General features: G+C 69.3%; 11 protein-coding genes. 8 read left to right on the top strand and 3 right to left on the bottom strand.

Translation table 11 applies throughout. The annotated features are described in order from the left end of the window. Nucleotides 1-211: 211 nt before the first annotated feature. The 7 genes from VT85_RS13730 to VT85_RS13700 all read left to right on the top strand — a co-directional run bounded on the left by VT85_RS13730 (nt 212) and on the right by VT85_RS13700 (nt 10,106). Complete coding sequence (locus tag VT85_RS13730) at nt 212-646, top strand: hypothetical protein (protein ID WP_068416075.1); 435 nt, start codon at nt 212-214, stop codon at nt 644-646. Between the two features lie 3 nt (nt 647-649). Next, nucleotides 650-1,264, top strand: coding sequence for a hypothetical protein (locus tag VT85_RS13725; RefSeq protein ID WP_068416073.1), 615 nt, complete (start codon nt 650-652; stop codon nt 1,262-1,264). A gap of 97 nt (nt 1,265-1,361) precedes the next feature. Beyond that, nucleotides 1,362-4,490 carry a tetratricopeptide repeat protein gene (locus VT85_RS13720; protein WP_082858590.1) on the top strand — a complete coding sequence of 1,043 codons (3,129 nt, stop codon included), beginning with the start codon at nt 1,362-1,364 and terminating at the stop codon, nt 4,488-4,490. Continuing rightward, complete coding sequence (locus VT85_RS13715; RefSeq protein ID WP_068416071.1) at nt 4,487-6,295, top strand: CRTAC1 family protein; 1,809 nt, start codon at nt 4,487-4,489, stop codon at nt 6,293-6,295. Before VT85_RS13720 ends, VT85_RS13715 begins: the two co-directional genes overlap by 4 nt. Before the next feature lie 414 nt (nt 6,296-6,709). After that, nucleotides 6,710-8,389, top strand: a complete 1,680-nt coding sequence (locus VT85_RS13710; RefSeq protein ID WP_197490682.1) for a S41 family peptidase — start codon at nt 6,710-6,712, stop codon at nt 8,387-8,389. Between the two features lie 68 nt (nt 8,390-8,457). Next, nucleotides 8,458-9,414, top strand: coding sequence for a D-2-hydroxyacid dehydrogenase (locus VT85_RS13705; protein WP_068416066.1), 957 nt, complete (start codon nt 8,458-8,460; stop codon nt 9,412-9,414). Nucleotides 9,415-9,455: 41 nt separating this feature from the next. Next, nucleotides 9,456-10,106, top strand: coding sequence for a zinc-ribbon domain containing protein (locus VT85_RS13700; RefSeq protein WP_068416064.1), 651 nt, complete (start codon nt 9,456-9,458; stop codon nt 10,104-10,106). A 114-nt stretch (nt 10,107-10,220) separates the two neighbouring features. Here the strand turns inward: VT85_RS13700 and VT85_RS13695 are convergent, their stop codons facing one another. Continuing rightward, entirely contained in the window at nt 10,221-12,290 is a 2,070-nt protein-coding gene (locus VT85_RS13695; RefSeq protein ID WP_068416062.1) for a carboxy terminal-processing peptidase, read from the bottom strand. A 344-nt stretch (nt 12,291-12,634) separates the two neighbouring features. On the opposite strand from VT85_RS13695, the gene VT85_RS27670 reads away from it, so the two are divergent. Continuing rightward, nucleotides 12,635-13,507 carry a tail protein X gene (locus VT85_RS27670; protein ID WP_156512865.1) on the top strand — a complete coding sequence of 291 codons (873 nt, stop codon included), beginning with the start codon at nt 12,635-12,637 and terminating at the stop codon, nt 13,505-13,507. Nucleotides 13,508-13,557: 50 nt separating this feature from the next. On the opposite strand, the gene VT85_RS13680 is transcribed toward VT85_RS27670, so the two are convergent. Both VT85_RS13680 and VT85_RS13675 read right to left on the bottom strand, forming a co-directional pair. Then, nucleotides 13,558-15,798, bottom strand: a complete 2,241-nt coding sequence (locus VT85_RS13680; RefSeq protein ID WP_197490680.1) for a DUF3488 and DUF4129 domain-containing transglutaminase family protein — start codon at nt 15,796-15,798, stop codon at nt 13,558-13,560. Continuing rightward, nucleotides 15,795-17,243, bottom strand: a complete 1,449-nt coding sequence (locus tag VT85_RS13675; protein ID WP_082858589.1) for a DUF58 domain-containing protein — start codon at nt 17,241-17,243, stop codon at nt 15,795-15,797. The genes VT85_RS13680 and VT85_RS13675 overlap by 4 nt, the downstream gene beginning before the upstream one ends. Between the last annotated feature and the right edge of the window lie 21 nt (nt 17,244-17,264).

The raw sequence follows: 17,264 nt of genomic DNA, 5'->3' as shown, positions 1-17,264 counted from the left end.
CACGGGCTGATGGATGAAGGAAGAGGAGGGCCCCCGGAAGCGTCCCCTGATCTGAAAGTGTAGCAAACCCGGGCGCGGCCGACCAAGGGGTCGCGCGACGAGCCGATTGACAGGATTCCGACCGGTCTCGTAAAGTGCGACGATCCCTCTCAGCCTCGCCTGTTCAATCGTGCGGAGCCCTTGGACCTTGGATGACTCCGGTCGCCCGAAGATGGGACGATCCCGGCCCCGCCTGGCGATCGCGGTGGCGGCCCTGATCCTCGCCGTCTCCGCGCGCGACTCCCGGGCCGGCGGCTGCCACGTCCCGGATCGCCCGATCCTCGCGCGATCGACGTCGTGGGACGCCTGGGCGACGACCGGCCCGGCGATCCTGGTCGAGTTTCCGGCCGCCCCCGCCGCCTTCCGTCCGCTCCCGTGCGAGGTGGAGACCCCCTCTCACTCGGGCCGAGACGTCCCCCCGGCCCCGTCCGCCTCGACTGCGTCGCTCGCGATCGCGACCCCCCCGGCCGTCGGCTCGCCGCTCCGCCCCGCCGAGGAGCCCATCGCCCCCACCTTCATCGCCACGCCCCCGACCGTCCCCCCGTCCCTCCTGACGTCCGTCTCCTCATCGGAACAACGCGACTTTCCAGGCATGGGAAAGGGTTAAGGCGTGGCTCACGCATCGCTCGTCCTCGCGCGTCGCGACGTCGGCATCGGCATCGTCGCGTCGGTCCTGATCCTCTTCGGGTCGGGGTGCGACCTCTCGTCGACGGCCCCGACGGCCGCCCCCCCGCTCGCGCTCTCCGGGGCCTGGAAGCCGGTCGACCGCTCGACCTGGCTCGCCCCCGGGGTCCGGCTGGCGGCCTGGTCGGGGCCCTCGGGCTCGTCGCTCACCGTCTACCGAAAGCCGCCGATCCCCGAGGGGACGGCCGAACAGATCGTCGAATCGATGGTCAACCGGATGACCCATCTCCCGGGCTTCCAGGTCGTGGAACGTCGCGTCGAGACGATCGCCGGCGTCCCCGCGGCCCGGGTCGAGATCGTCGCGCCGGGGACGGGGTCCGAGATCGCCCCCAGCGGCCTGAACGCGGCCGTCGCCCCTCCGGGGGCGACCCTGACCCCCACCCGCGAGATCACCGTCGGATTCGCACGCTCGGAGGGGGCCCTGTTCCTCGTCTGGCGGATGCCCGAGTCGGCCCGCGACGCCGTCGCGCCCGAGGTCGATTCGACCCTCGCGGCGCTCGCGCTGCCGCCGGATCGGACGCCGGCGACTTCCCGTTACTGATCCCGGATCGGCCCTCCATCCCGCATCATTCTTCCTTCTTCCAGATCCTCGACGAGTTCGCCTCGCCGGACGCGCGGCGGGGGACCGGAGCCCATTCATGTCGACGCCCACCGCCACCCCCCGCGACCGCGCCGGGAGGGTGTACAAGCCCGCCATCGGCCCGAAACTCCGGCCGCTGCTCTGGGCCATCCTGATCGCCTTCGCCGTCCTGGCGGCCAACGGCTTCTATCTATCGAGCGTCACCGCGCTGACGTGGTACACCGCCAGCGTGCAGCAGACCTATTTCTACTTCCTGATGGCCCTCCTGCACGTCCTCCTGGGGCTTTTGCTCGTCGTCCCGTTCGTGGCGTTCGGGCTCGCGCACCTCGTCACCTCGTGGAAGCGGCCGAACAAGTCGGCGGTGAACTACGGGCTGGCGCTGCTGGCGGTCGGGATCGTGGTCCTGGTCTCGGGGATCATGCTCGTGCGGATCGGCGGCTTCGAGGTCCGCGACGTCCGGATCCGCGACGCGGGCTACTGGGCGCACGTCGTCGCCCCGTTGCTGGCGGTCGCGCTCTACGTCAAGCATCGCCTGGCCGGGCCTCGGATCCGCTGGGTCTGGGCGCGTCGGTTCGCGATGCCGGTGGTGGGGTTCGCGGTGGTCATGGGGGTGCTCCACTTCCAGGACCCACGGACCTTCGGCGCGCGGGGGCCGAAGTCGGCCAAGCAGTACTTCTATCCCTCCGAGGCCGTCACGGCCAACGGCAAGTTCATCCCGGCCGAGACGCTGATGATGGACCAGTACTGCCTGAACTGCCATAAAGACGCCTACGACGGCTGGTTCCACTCGGCGCACCGCCTCAGCTCGTTCAACAACAAGGCTTATCTGGCCAGCGTCCGCGAGACGCGGCAGGTCTCCGTGGAACGCGACGGCACCACCCAGGCGGCCCGCTGGTGCGCCGGCTGCCACGACCCCGTCCCCTTCTTCTCCGGCCAGTTCGACGACCCGAACTACGACGACGTGAACGACCCCACCGCGCACGCGGGGATCACCTGCACCACCTGCCACGCCATCACCACCGTCAACAACACCCGAGGGAACGCCGCCTATACCATCGAGGAACCCGAACACTACCCCTTCGCTTTCAGCGAGGACCCGATCCTCAGGTGGATCAACCACACGCTGGTGAAGGCCAAGCCCGAGATGCACAAGAAGACGTTCCTCAAGCCGGTCATCCGCTCGAACGAGTTCTGCTCGACGTGCCACAAGGTCGGCCTGCCGTTCGCCCTCAACGAGTACAAGGACTTCACCAGGGGCCAGGACCACTACACGACGCACCTGCTGTCGGGCGTCTCGGGCCACGGGGCCCGGAGCTTCTACTACCCGCCAGTCGCCAAGTCCAACTGCGCGGATTGCCACATGGAGCTGAAAGACTCCAACGACTTCGGCACCCAGGACTTCGCGAGCAAGGGGGGGCGCCAGATCCACGATCACACGTTCCTCGGCGCCAACACCGCGCTCGCCCATTTCCAGGGGGACTCGAAGACGGCGACGGCGCAGGAGAAGTACCTGGCCGACAAGAAGGTCCGCATCGACCTGTTCGCCCTCCGCGAAGGGGGCGAGATCGACGGCCCCTTCCTGGGCCCGCTCCGCCCCGAAGTCCCGACGCTCAAGCCCGGCGGCAAGTATCTCGTGCAGGCCGTCGTGCGGACGCTGGGCCTGGGCCACCCGCTGACGCAGGGGACCGCCGACTCCAACGAGATCTGGGTCGAGCTGATCGCCCGCGACGGCGACCGGATCGTCGGCCGCTCGGGCGGGATCGGCGAGGACGGCGCGGTCGACCCGTACTCGCACTTCATCAACGTCTACATGCTGGACCGCCACGGCAACCGGATCGACCGCCGCAACCCGCAGGACATCTTCGTCCCGCTCTACAACAAGCAGATCCCCCCCGGAGCCGGCCAGGTCGTCCACTTCGGCCTCGACCTGCCGACGGGGACCTCCGGTCCGATCACCCTGGAGGCCCGGGTGAACTACCGCAAGTTCGACCGGACCTACATGAACTTCCTGTTCGGCAAGGGCGAAGGGCCCGAGATCCCGATCGCCCTCATGGCCAGGGACTCCGTGAAGCTGCCGGTGGAAGGGGGCCCTTCGGTCGAGAACGAGCCCTCCCCCATCAAGGAGACCTGGCAGCGCTGGAACGACTACGGGATCGGCCTGCTGCTCGAAGGGGGCGACAAGGGGGGCCAGAAAGGCGAGCTGAAGCAGGCCGAGCCGGTCTTCCTCAAGGTCGCCGAGCTGGGCAAGGCCGACGGCTGGGTGAACCTGGCGCGGGTCTACCAGAAGGAGGGTCGCATCCCCGAGGCGCTGGCGGCCCTGGAGAAGGCCGCCGCGCACGAGGAGCCCGCCGCCCCCTGGACGATCAACTGGCTCACCGGCCAGATCAACGCCCGCAACGGCCTGCTCGACGAGGCGGTCGCCAACTTCGAGTCGGTCCTGAACACCCGCATCCCCGAGCGGAAGTTCGACTTCAGCCTCGACTACGTCGTGATCAACGAGCTGGCCCAGGCCTGCTACAGCCGCGCCCGGATCGAGCCGATCGAGAGCGAGGAGCGCAAGGCGTGGCTCACGAAGGCGATCCGGAACTACCACCGTACGGTGAGGATCGATCCCGAGGACGTCGCCTCGCATTACGGCCTGGGGCTGGCCCTGGGCGACCCGGCCTGGGGCCCGAAGCCGGACGAGCCCGACGCCCCGGGCGAGCCGATCGACCCCGAGAGCCTGGCGGCGCAGGTCCCCGGCGTCGCCGACGCGGGCGCCCCCGTCGCGGCCCGCAAGGAGCGGGCGCTCAAGCTGGCCGCCGACGTCTCCCGCTACATGAAGGGCCCGCGACCCAGGGACCAGTCCCGTCTGGAGCCGCTGTACGAGGTCACCGACGGCCTCGCCCTCGCGTGGGAACAGGCCGCGGACCCCGAGGTCCGGTCGGCGATCGGCCGGATCCTGGAGGTCGGCCACAAGGCGCTCCACGAGCGGCTCAAGCCCGACGAGACGGCCGAGGGCCGGGCCTTCGCCATCGCCCGCCGGAACGACCCGGCCGCCAACATGAACGCCCAGCCCATCGTCATCCACCCTCTGAACCGCCCCGGCGCGCCGGGGATCGACCCGCCCCCGAATCCGACTCCGAACCCGACCGCCGCGACGACCGCGCCGGAAGGCCCCGCACGCTCCGAGGAGAGTGGACTATGACCTACCGACCGATCCCGTCGCCGTCGCCGCGCCGCCTCCTCACGCCGGCGCTCGTCGCCGCGCTCGCCCTGGCGGCCGGCGGCTGCTCCAGGGCCCCGGAGCCGACGACCGTCGCCGCCGCGGTCGCGCCCACGCGGCCCAAGGTCGTCGAGCCCGCCTCGCTGCCGACCGTCAAGTTCGTCGACGTGACGAAGGAGTCGGGCGTCGACTTCACCCATTTCAACGGAGCCAGGGGCGAGAAGCTCCTCCCCGAGACGATGGGCTCCGGCGCCGCCTTCCTCGACTACGACGGCGACGGCGACCAGGACCTCCTGCTGGTCAACTCATCCCCCTGGCCCGGCGACCAGGCCGATCCCGCCCCCACCCAACGCCTCTATCGCAACGACGGCCGCGGGAAGTTCGAGGACGTGACCCGGGTGTCCGGGCTCGACAAGACGTTCTACGGCCAGGGGGTCGCCGTGGGCGACTACGACAACGACGGCCACCCCGACGTCTACATCACCGCCGTCGGCCGGGGCCACCTCTTCCGCAACGACGGCAAGGGGAAGTTCGAGGACGTCAGCGAGGCCGCCAACGCCAGGGGCCCCAACGGCTGGCTCTCCGGCGCAGCCTTCTTCGACATGGACAACGACGGCGACCTCGACCTCTTCGTCTGCAACTACATCACCTGGACCCCCGACATCGACAAGGTGCAGGGCTTCCAGCTCACCGGCCTGGGCCGCGCCTACGGCCCCCCCACCTCGTTCAACGGCTCGCTCTGCGTCCTTTTGCGCAACGACGGCGGCCGGTTCACGGACGTCAGCGAGGACTCGGGCGTCCAGGTCCGCACGCCCGACCTCAAGGCCCCGCTGGGCAAGTCGCTGGGCGTCGCCCCCTTCGACGTCGACGGCGACGGCCTGGTCGACGTCGCCGTCGCCAACGACACGGTCCAGAACTTCCTCTTCCATAACAAGGGAGGCGGCAAGTTCGAGGAGATCGCGCTCCTCTCCGGCGTGGCGTTCGACCAGTCCGGCTCGCCCCGGGGGGGGATGGGCTGCGACTGGGCCTACTTCCTCGACGACGACCGCCTCGGCCTGGCCATCGGCAACTTCGCCAACGAGATGACCGCGCTCTACGTCACCGACCAGCCGTCGAGCCTGCAATTCTCCGACCTGGCCAACCTCTACGGCCTGGGGGCCGCCACCCAGCCCCCGCTGAAGTTCGGCCTCTTCTTCTTCGACTACGACCTCGACGGCCGCCTCGACCTGCTCTCGGCCAACGGCCACCTGGAGCCTGACATCTCCAAGGTCCAGGCCAGCGAGGCCTACGAACAATCGGCCCAGCTCCTGTGGAACTCCGGCCGGCCCGGGCGCGAGCTGTACGTGAACATCGACGCCCAGTCCGCCGGCCCCGACCTGTTCAAGCCGATGGTCGGCCGCGGCAGCGCCTACGCCGACATCGACGGCGACGGCGACCTCGACGTCGTCCTCACCGCCAACAACGCCCCGGCCCGGCTGCTCCGCAACGACGGCGGGAACGCCAACCGCTGGGTCCGCCTCGAACTGACCGGCGACGGCAAGGCGTCCAATCGCGACGCCATCGGCTCCAAGGTCGCCGTGAAAGTCGGCGACAAAACCAGCCGACGCCAGCTCTTCCCCGCCAAGAGCTATCTCTCGTCGGTGGAGCACCCCCTGACCTTCGGCCTCGGCCAGGCCGAGAAGGTCGACGAGATCACGATCACCTGGCCCTCGGGCAAGGTCGTGCGGCTCGAAAATCTCGACGCGGGCCGGACATACCACGTCGACGAGATTTCCGGTCTGCGCTGATTCCGCACCTCGTCCTGCGAGGCCTCCCCGATTCACCCTGGATTCCCGTCCGTGGGGGGTTTTCTCGTGTGTTATAATTCGAATCGAGCGGGGGACCCGGTGGAATTCGGCCCCCGTCGATCGACCGATCTCGAGCCGGCCCGGGCGGGCGGGCTCGGCGTACGTCGTGACCGCCTGATTGAACGACATCTATCGATTTGCAACAGACGGATGCGGTGCTTGCGAACGCAAATCTCAGCAGGCCAGTGGGTTGAATCCTCAGGATGACCGTCGGAGCCGGACTCGAAAGCCCTCGACCGTCGTAATCCTCGATCGACGACCACCCTAGCGGCGCCTGATGCGGGTTGGCCTCCTTCCCAGCACCGCCTCCTTCCGGGAGGACGGTCGACCATGCGCCGGATCGGAACCCCTCGCTTGGCCTGGTTGCTCGCGGCGCTGCTATTCTGGACGCCCGGCTCGTCGAGCCCGGCCGCGCCGCTCGAGGGCCCGGCCGCATCGAACGCGTCGATCGAGCGTTCGAACGGCGAGGCCCCCGACGCCGCGCTCGAGCGCGGCCTGGACCAGGAGCGTCGCCGGAACTGGTCGTCGGCGATCGAGACTTACCGGGGCGCCCTCGAGCAGTGGCCCAGCCGCACCGACTTCCGGCGCCGCCTACGCCTCTGCGAGCTTCACTTCAAGCTGGGCAAGCGCTACCATGACGCCAGCTTCCGGACGGTGCTGCTCAAGCTCCCCCGCCACCAGGCGTCCGAGCTTTACACCGAGGTCCTGGAACGCATCCAGAACTTCTACGTCGACGACGTCCCCCTGGAGCCCCTGCTCCGCCACGGCCTCGACAACCTTGAAGTCGCCCTCCGCGACCCGACCTTCCTCAAGCTGAACGCCACCGCCACCGAGCCGGAGCGGATCGCCTGGCTCCGCGAGCAGTTCAAGACGATGCGGGGCCGGCTGGACGTCGCCGATCGCGACGGGGCGCTCGCCCTGGCCCTGTCGGCCGCCGACCTGGCCCGTCACGGCCTGGGGATGGAAGCCACGCCGGTCCTCCTGGAGTTCACCTACGGCGCCTGCGACGCCCTCGACGACTTCACGAGCTACCTGACCCCCGACAAGCTCGAAGACCTCTACGCCATGATCGACGGCAACTTCGTCGGCCTGGGCGTCGAGCTGAAAGGGACCCCGGAAGGGCTCAAACTCGTCGGCGTGATCCGGGGCGGCCCGGCCTGGGAAGCCGGCCTGGGCGCGGGCGACCAGATCACCAAGATCGCCGGCCAGCCCGTCAAGGGCCTGGCCCTCGACGACGCCGCCAATCGCCTGCAAGGGACCGAGGGGACCAGCGTCGAACTGGAGATCATCAAGCGCGACGCCACCATCCGGACGGTCCGCCTGGTCCGCCGCCACGTCGACGTCGAGAGCGTCACCCGCTCCAAGATCGTCGACGAGTCTCGCGGGATCGGCTACATCCAGCTCGCCGGCTTCCAGAAAAGCTCGACCGAGGAGATGGACCAGGCGATCTCGGGCCTCGTCGACCTCGGCATGCGGACGCTGGTGCTCGACCTCCGGGGCAATCCCGGAGGCCTCCTGAACGTGGCCGTGGACATCGCCGACCGGTTCCTCGACGAGGGGGTCATCGTCTCGACTCGCGGCCGCGCCTCGGGCCAGAGCCAGGTCTTCCAGGCCGGGGGCCGCCCCCGCTGGAGGATGCCCATGTACGTCCTCGTCGACCGCGACAGCGCCAGCGCCAGCGAGATCCTCGCCGGGGCGCTCCAGGACCACAAGCGGGCGGTCATCGTGGGAGACCGGACGTACGGCAAGGGCTCGGTCCAGAGCATCTTCTCGCTCCGATCGGCCCCGGCCGGGCTCAAGCTGACCACCGCCAAGTTCTATTCGCCGCACGACCGGGCGTACAGCGAGCGGGGCGTCTCGCCCGACATGCCCGTCCAGACCCGCGTCGCCGCCAAGCCCGTCGCCCCGGACGCCGATCCCGAGAAGGATCCGGCCGACGAATCGACCATCGGCGACCCCCGCTATGACATGGTCCTCGCCGCCGCCCTCCGCGCCTCCAGGGGCGAGTCCCAGACCCAGGCCGCGGCACGCTGAACCGACCGCCTACCCGCCGCCCCCGGGCCTTCCCCGGGGGCGTTCGCTTTTCGAAGGATGAATCCACCGTGAAAATCGTCGTGCTCGATGGGCGGACCTTGAATGACGACCCCAAAGCCTGGGCCGGGCTGGCCCCCTTCGGCGAAGTCGCCTACCACGACGTCACCGAACCCGATGAGGTCCTGGAGCGCGCCTCCGGGGCCGAGGTGCTGATCGTCAACAAGTGCGCGATCCGCCGCGACGTCATCGCCGGCCTGCCCGACCTGCGGTTCATCGCCGTCACGGCCACCGGCTTCGACTGCGTCGACGTCGAGGCCGCCAGGGAGCGCGGGATCGTCGTCTCCAACGTCCGGGGCTACAGCACCGACTCGGTCGCCCAGGTGACGTTCGCCCTGCTCCTGGAACTCACCCTGCACGTCGGCCTCCACTCCGACGCCGTCTTCGCCGGCGAATGGGCCGCCCAGCCCGACTTCTCGATCCGCAAGACGCCCCTGATCGAGCTGGCCGGCAAGACGATCGCGATCGTCGGCCTGGGCCAGATCGGCCGCCGCGTGGCCGGGATCGCCCAGGCCTTCGGCATGAACGTCGTCGCGCACCGCCCCAGCGGCAAGCCGGCCGACCCGAACGACCCGATCCCCGCCCTCACGCTCGAAGAAGCCTTCGAACGCGCCGACGTCGTCAGCCTGCACTGCCCTCTAACGCCGACGACGCAGGGGATGGTGAGTCGCGAGCGGCTGGCCAGGGCGAAGCCCTCCGCCTTCCTGATCAACACCGGCCGGGGCGCCCTGGTCGTCGAACGGGATCTGGCCGACGCACTGAACGAAGGCGTGATCGCCGGCGCGGCCGTCGACGTCGTCACTCGCGAACCGATCGCGCCCGACAACCCTCTGCTGAAGGCGAAGAACTGCATCATCACGCCGCACATCGCCTGGGCGACCGCCGAGGCTCGCGAGCGGCTGATGGCCGCCACGGTCGAGAACGTCGCCGCCTACGCCGCCGGCAAGCCGATCAACGTGGTCGGCTGAGGTCGCGGGGGGTCACGGCCTCGGAGCCTTCCGGACCCCTCATGAACCACAACCGCAAGCGTCGCGAGGCGGAGGACCGGGAGCGGCGTCGGCGCGAGGCGGCCATGAAGGACGCCGTCCCGGTCGACCCCGCCGCCCTCTCGCCCTGCAACAGCTACTTCCCGCCCGATTTCGTCGAGCGCGGCTACTACCTCGACCTCCCCTTCACCTGCGCCTCGTGCGGGTCGGACGAGGTCTGGACCGCCGCGCAGCAGCAATGGTGGTACGAGACGGCGAAGGGCTCCCTCTACTCGGGGGCGAGGCTCTGCCGGCGATGTCGTCGGGACGCCCGCCTCAACAAGGGGAAGGCCCACCCCTTGCAGGATTTCAATCGCTGGCTCGCCCTGCTCCGGGACGAGCTTGAGCCGACCCTGACGGCCGCCGACTGGACCCCCGTGGTCGGCGTCGGCGAGACACGGCCGGGCCTGTTGAGCTACGACCGAAACGACGTCCTGGTGCGCTTCCGCTGGGACCACGGTTGCCATCACACGACCTTGCTCCTCGAGCGCCGAGACGGGCGGGACGCCCCGTTCGAGACGCTCGCCCAGGTCGAATGCGATTCCCGCAACATGACCCACCAGGAGCTGCAACGTCGCTTCGACCGTCTCCTGACGGATTCCCGGATCGCCCTGGGCCTGGTCGAGAAGCCGTGATCCGGGCGACCGCGTTCGAAACGCCGACGGGCCGGGCGTCGCGGTGAGGCGAGCCCGGCCCGTTCGGTCGTTCGGTCTGCTGGATCAAGGGGCGATTCGCCCGCTCGATCCAACTCACTCGTTGACGGCGGCGGCCCGGACGGGGGCGGCGGCGAGGACCTTGGAGCCGAGGGTCAGGTAGTCGCCGACGATCCGGAGGACTTCGTCGTTGTAGAAGTCGCTCATCCAGACCTCGCGCTCGATGTACTTCTTCTTGGCCTTCTTGTCCTTCTTCTCCTTCTCGTCGTCCGCCTTCTCCTCGTCGTCGGGGACGAACACGGCCTTGAACTTGGCCTCGTCGAGCGGGATCGAGTGCTTCGCCTTGCGTTCGACGTACAGCTTGATGCGCTCATCCAGCTTCTGGAACTTGGGGTCGGCCTTGCGACGCTCGGCGGACCGGGCTTCGAGGGCGGCGACGAGGTCGTCGGGCGTCCGGTTGTAGTTGTCGTGGGCCAGCGGGGCCACCTTCTCGAACTTCAGGGCGTTGTCCATCTTCCCCTCGCCCACGTCCATGTAGTCGCGGATCGAGGGGATGTGGATGTGCGGGGCGACGCCGTTGATCTGGGTGCTGTCGCCGTTGGCCCGGAAGAACTGCTGGATGGTGAGCTTCAGGGCCCCCCGGTTCTTGGTGCGGTCGCGACGCCGGGCGTGCTCGCCGATGTTCACGATGCTCTGAACAGTCCCCTTGCCGAAGGTGCTGGAGTCGCCGATGATCAGCCCGCGGCCGTAGTCGCGGATCACGCCGGCGAAGATCTCCGAGGCGCTGGCGCTGGACTTGTTGATGAGGACGGCGAGCGGGCCGTCCCAGGCGGTCCCGTCGTCGTCGTCGTCCAGGTGCTTGACCCCGACGACTTCCTTGATCTGGACGACCGGGCCGGTGTCGATGAACAGGCCGGAGAGGGTCTTGGCCTCTTCCAGGAGCCCGCCGCCGTTGTCGCGGAGGTCGACGATCACCGCGTCGACGCCGGCCTGCTTGAACTCGCCCAGGAGCTTGCGGCAGTCGGCCGTGGCGCTCACGGCGTTCGGGTCGCCGCGGAGGATGGCCATCGTGTCGCCGTAGAAGGCGGGGAGGTTGATGACGCCCAGCTTGATCGCCTTGCCGTCGACCTCGGAATCCAGGACCTTGCCCTTGGCGTGCTGCTCGGTCAGCTCGACCTTCTCGCGGACGATCGAGTATTCCTTGCGCTCCTTGGTGCCGGCCGGCTGGACGATCAGGTGGACCGTGGTGCCGCGGGGCCCTCGGATGTAGCGGACGACGTCGCTCAGCTTCTTCTCCACCAGGTCGATCTCGCCGCCTTCATCCTTGCGGATGGCCACGATCTTGTCGTCGGGCTGGAGCCGGCCGTCCTTGTCGGCGGCCATGCCGGGCACGACCTCGGCGACGACCGCATAACCGTCCTCGGACCGCAGCGACGCCCCGATCCCCTCCAGCGACAGGTGGAGCTGCTGGTTGAGCATGTCCTCCAGGTTCTTGGCGCTCAGGTAGGACGAGTGGGGGTCGAAGGTCCGCGTCAGGCTCGACAGGTAGACCTCCAGCAGCTCGCTGGAATCGAACTGGTGGAACAGACGGTTGCGGTCGCGGTAGCGCACGGTCAGCTTCTGGACGACCTCGGCGGGCTCGATTGAGCCGTCGATCCGGAGCTGGAGCTGCTCATACTTGAGCTTCTTCCGCCACCGCTCGTCGGCCTCGGCCTTGTCGACCGCGTAGTCGATCTTGTCGGGGTCGTCGGCCAGGAACTCGTCGACCGTGAAATCCATCGGCTTCTGGAGCAACTCGGTCACCGTCTTGTAGCGCTCGTCCTGGCGCTGGAGATAGCGCTCGAAGACCGTGCGGGCGAAGTTGATGTTCCCCTCGCGAACCTGGTCGTCCAGATCCTTGGAGCTTTTCTTGAACTCCTCGACGTCCGCCTTCAAGAAGTAGTACTTCTGGGGGTCCAGATCCTTGATGAAATTGTCGCACCACTTCTCCGAGATCTCGTCGTCGATCACGGGACGGGCCATGTGGCCGCGTTCGAGCAGCTCGATCACGGTCCGGGCGATTTCCTGATCCTCCGTGGTCGGCACCGGGGCCTGGGCACCCACGATCGCCGCCATCAGGAACAGGATCGCGACTAGCGAGAGCGGACGTAATGCAAGTCGGGGCATAGGGATGTGTTCCTGAATACCTGATCTGGAGGTGAACGGGAGGCGCCCTGTCCGTCGCGCCAATAGTAGCTCTAGGCTCCGGTTCGGACAAGGTCGTCCCTACAATCGACGAATTCGCCAAAACCTCTCGAAAACGAGACTTCGACGGATCGGCGGATGTTGCGAGGACTCCTTCCTTTCGCCGGCGGCCCCCCGAGAGTTCGGCGAAATCGGCGCCGTACCGGCGCGTTTCGCTCGGCGCCCACTCCTAATCAGTCGTCAATCGGCTCCGAGATGCGCCGCCGGAACGCCCCGAAAAAATGATTCAAGTCGGCGGGCGAAACCGTCGACCTGAATGAATAAGGATGAGGCGCAGTCCCTCCGACGACGCCCCCGCCCCCTTCGAGACGCGCACCATGAACCGCCAGATCCTACCCAGCATGCTGCTGAGTGTGTTCATCGTTTGCTTCTTCGCTGTGGTGCTCCGCCCCGTCGAGCCCGCGGGGGGGAGCACGACGATCGCCACGTCCTCCCCCGGCCGAACCGAGTCGTCGGTGAAGCCCCAGGCCGATCCCGAAGCCCCGCCGCCGCCACCTGCGACTACGGAGCCCGCCGCCGACGCCGCTCCGGCATCGACGGAACCCGCCGCGTCGGGCTCGCCCCCGATTCCCCAACCGGAACCGGCTTCCGCCTCCGTCTCCGGACCGTCGCCGGCTCCCGCCGAGACGACCGCGCGTCCGGTGCAACCGATCGCCCCGATCGCGAGCGTCACGCCCGCCAGTCCCCCCGCGCCGGTCGTCGCCGCTGTCGCGGAGGCGGCCCCAGCCCTGGCCCCGACCCCGCCGACTTCCGAACCGGAACCGAGGCCCGAGCCGCCTCCCGAACGGCCCGCGCCGAGGCGCCCGGCCGAGACGTCGACGAGGATTGCGACGACCCCGGCGCCGCGACGCTCGCCGCCCGTCACCGTCCCCTCGCCCGCCGCCGCCGCCCCCGCCCCGGCGCCGCAGCCTCCGGCGGCCGTGGCGATCGAGACGGCGCCGGCCTCGGAGCTGATCGTGATCCCACGCGGGGAGCCGGAGACGACCGTGGCGGCCGCGGGAGAGACGCTCGAAGACGTGGCCCTGCGGGTCTACGGCGACCGGAGCGGCGTGGAGATTCTGCTCCAGGCGAACCGCGGGCTGGCCTCGCGCCGAGGGCCGCTCCGCGCGGGCGCCCTGCTTTGGACCCCTTCGCGGTAGGACCGGCCGACGAGGCCTTCCCCGCACGGCGGGCGACGGCCGAGGGCGGCTCAGGGGGCGGCCGGCTCGGCCAATCGAGCTTCCAGCTGGTCGAGGCTCTTTTCGAGATCGGCGAGAGTCTCCGGCGACAGGTCCCGGTCTCCGAAGCGGACCTGATAGAACGCCTCCACGACCTTCTCGGGGAGCGCGGCGACTTGCTGACCGCCGTCGCCCCGCCCGTTCAGGAATCGGAAGGCGCGGTGGGCGAACTCGCCCTGGGTCTCGGCCGGCGCCCGCCTCAGGTCGTAGTCGGCCAGGAGGTGTGCCAGTCGGCGGTAGAACAGAATGCCCGCGGTCGCCCCGGGCCCGTCGTCGGACGGCCCCCGCCACCAGGCCGCGATCCGCTTGATCAGCCAGATCGCCCCCTTGACGACGACCGCTAGGAGGGTGAGGAGCAGGAACGAGACGACGAAGCCCTTGACGCTGATCAGCGACTGGAGGTTGCGGAACTGGAAGAGGCCGACGAAGGTCTCGGAGGCCCATTTCCAGAGGATGGCGTAGCCGGCGTTGATCTGCTGGGCCAGCAGCTTCACCGGGCTGTAGATGAGCTTGGTCTGGCGGTTCGAGTCGTAGCCGAGGATGTAGAAGACCCAGACGTAGCGGAAGAGGTCGGTGAAGCTCCGGAAGTTCGAGGCGAGGCCCCCCACCTGCGCGACCGAACGGTCGCGCTCGTTGCCGGGGGTGGGGTCGAACGTGACCCAGATCGGCTGGCCCTGCTCGGTGCGGCCGAGGTAGGCCTCGACCCAGCTGTGGGCGTGCTTCTGCCGCACGGTCATCGACTGGGTGAAGTCGTTCCAGTCCCCCCCCTTGAAGCCGTTGACCAGTCGCGAGGGGATGCCGACGGATCGGAGCATCAGCGCCATGGCGCTGGCGAAATACTCGCAGTGTCCTTCCTTGCGGTTCAGGACGAAGTCCACGACGGGGTCGATCGCACCGTCGACGGAACCCATCTCCAGGGTGTAGGCGAAGATCCGGGAGTCGTGGAAATAGGCCTCGATGGCGCCGGCCCGCCCCCGGACGTCGGCGGCGGGGATCGCGGCCACGATCGGCTCGGCGACCTTCTTCAAGGCCTCCTCGACGTCCTCGGGGCAGGCCAGCAGGACGTTGCGGAGCCGATCCTCGGAGGGGGTCTCCTCGCCGTTCTGGATGGCGGCGGGATCGGCGTCGGAGATGACCTCGTAGTCGTAGGCGCCGCGGGACTCGGCGCGGAAGACGGTGCCGTCGACCGCGTTGAGCGACGGCGCCAGCCGCCGGCCGGTGGAGACCTCCACGAACGGGCGGAGGCCGAAGAGCGTGGGGGAGTCGTTGGCTTCCAGCTTCACGGCCTGGCGGATCACCTTGCGGCGGCCCGCCCGGTAGGTCGGGAAGGTCCGCATCGAGCGGTAGTTCTGGCGTCGCCAGCGGCCCTTCTCATAGCTGTTCAGGGTCACGCCCCGCCAGAGCGGCTCGGGGGGGGGAGGGACCGGGGCCCGGTCCTCGTCCGAGAACTCGACCGTCATCACCGGGGAGTCGTTCTCGAGGATCTCGCCGAGCTGCCCCAGGGCGACCTCCTCGTCGAAGCCGGTGAGGTGCTTCGTCGCCGTCGTCCCGAACCGCGCCCGAGTCACCCCCTGCTGCCGGGGGAGGACCAGGAAGAAGAAGAAACCGAGGCCCAGCGTCAGGGCCAGGACCCGCACCGTGGCCGAGAAGTAGGCCCCGTCGAACAGGTTGCGGTAGGGGTCGTCCGGCAGCGGCTCCAGGGGGACGCGGGCCCGCGCCGGGGCCGTCGCCAGGAACCTCCGGGCCTCGCGCTGGAGGAAGAACTGGCCGAGCACCCAGACGGCCAGCACGGCCCAGACGAAGAGCCATACCCCCACCTGATCGCCCACGTTGATGACCGCGCCGATGAGCACCTGCATCAGCCCGACCAGGAACAGGACCCAATCGTCCTCGCTCGACTTGGGGAGGAAGTACTTGATGAGCTGGAGCGAGACCAGCCAGTGGCCCAGGCAGCGGACGGCCTGGCTGTCGTCCATCGAATACTCGACGTAGAGAAGCGCCAGGGAGCCCAGGCCCAGGAGCGAGGCCAGGCCGGTGGGCAGCGCCCAGTTCGGGTTGCGGTCCACGGTCAGGAAGGCGACGAGCCCGGCCGCGCCCACCAGTGGGGGGAGCAGCCAGCTCACGGGGTCGTCGGAGGCGTCGACGCTCAGGGCCGTGGCGGCCACCGTCATCATGACGTAGAAGCTGGCGCGGTAGACGAGATAGCTGTTCACGACCGCCCCCCCTTCCATTCCCGCCAGGCCGGGGGCTCATCGGGCGCGACGGTCTCTTCGATAATGACCCCTTCGTCCTCGACGTCACCGGAGAACATCCCGCGCCGGCGTTCCTCCTGGCTGGTGTAGCGGTCGCTCTCGGCGTTGGAGACCCGCTGCTCCAGCAGACCCCGCGAGTCGGCGTCGGCCAGTTGGATCAGGCCGTCGAGCTCGCCCTGGGAGGCGTTGAACGCCATCACCCGGCCGGCGAAGTTCCGGGCCGAGCCGGAGCTCAGGTGGGTCGAGCGCTCGGCCTCCTCCATCAGGTTGACCGGCCGGGTCGAGGCCACGATCAGGAGCGCGTCCCGCAGGGTCGCCTGGGGAAGCGCGTCGAAGAGTTCGGCCAGGCCCCCCTCGTTGATCGGACGGAGCAGGGAGAGCTGCTCCAGCATCTCGTGCAGCAGCTTGACCGAGGCCGGCCCCTGGATCACCCCGGGGGTCGCCCCGGTCCAGCCCAGGACGAGCCGACGGCCCTGGCGACGGCAGGTCTCCAGGCAGACCGTGGCCGCGAACGAGATCGCCTGCTCCATCGCCTCGCGCTGCTGGGGGGAGACCTTGGTGCGCGGCAGCCAGGGGTCGATCAGGATCGCCAGATCCTGCTCGTTCTGCTGCTCGAACTCCTTGACCATGAGTTCGCCGCGGCGGGCCGAGGTCCGCCAGTGGATCCACCGCAGGCTGTCGCCGGAGCGGTAGTCGCGGAGGCCGTGGTACTCCTCCTGCTGGGCCGATCGGTCGTGCCGCCGCCCCAGCCGGTTCTCGCTGGTCTGGCGCTGGAGCTGGAACCAGCGGCGGGTGAGGCGGCCGATCCGGGGATAGACGTAGAGCTGCTCCGGCAGCGGGATCGTCACCCGACGCTCGACGATGCCGAACGGCGAGCGGGTCCCCAGGTCGAGGCTCTGGAACTGGTACCTGCCTCGCCCGGGAGCCTCCCCTTGCCAGCGGACCCGGCCGCGGTCGCGGGCGGCGATGCGGGGGAAGAAGACCCGAGGCGACGAGATCGCGCCGGTCGCCCCGCGCTCGCCGGGGACGAGTTGGTCCTCCAAGAAGAGGGCCAGGGCCGCCATCCGCCGCCGGCCGTTCTCCAGCGTGTAGTCGACCGCCAGGGGGTCGCCCGCGAAGATGTAGCCGGGGGAGCGCCGCAGCACGCTCAGCCGCCGGAGCATCGCCCGGCTGCCGAACCACGAGGCGATGAACGGCCCGACCGCCGTGGTCGCCACCAGGAGGATCAGGTTGATCTGCTGGAGCATCCCCGCCGCCAGCAAAACCAGCATCACCGCGAAGTAGCAGAACCCTTCGCGGGTCACCAGGGTGCGCTCGGTCGGCACCAGGGCCTGCATCAGCCCCCTGGCGAGGCGTCCGGCCCCTCGTCGGGGGCGGGGGGTCCGGGGTTTCTCCTCCACGCTCATCGTTCGATCCCTCCCGGTCGC

Origin of the sequence: Planctomyces sp. SH-PL62 (assembly GCF_001610895.1) — a bacterium.
Classification (GTDB): Bacteria; Planctomycetota; Planctomycetia; order Isosphaerales; family Isosphaeraceae; genus Paludisphaera.
Note: the sequence above shows the minus strand (reverse complement) of the source record. Positions and strands in the feature narration are given on the sequence as shown.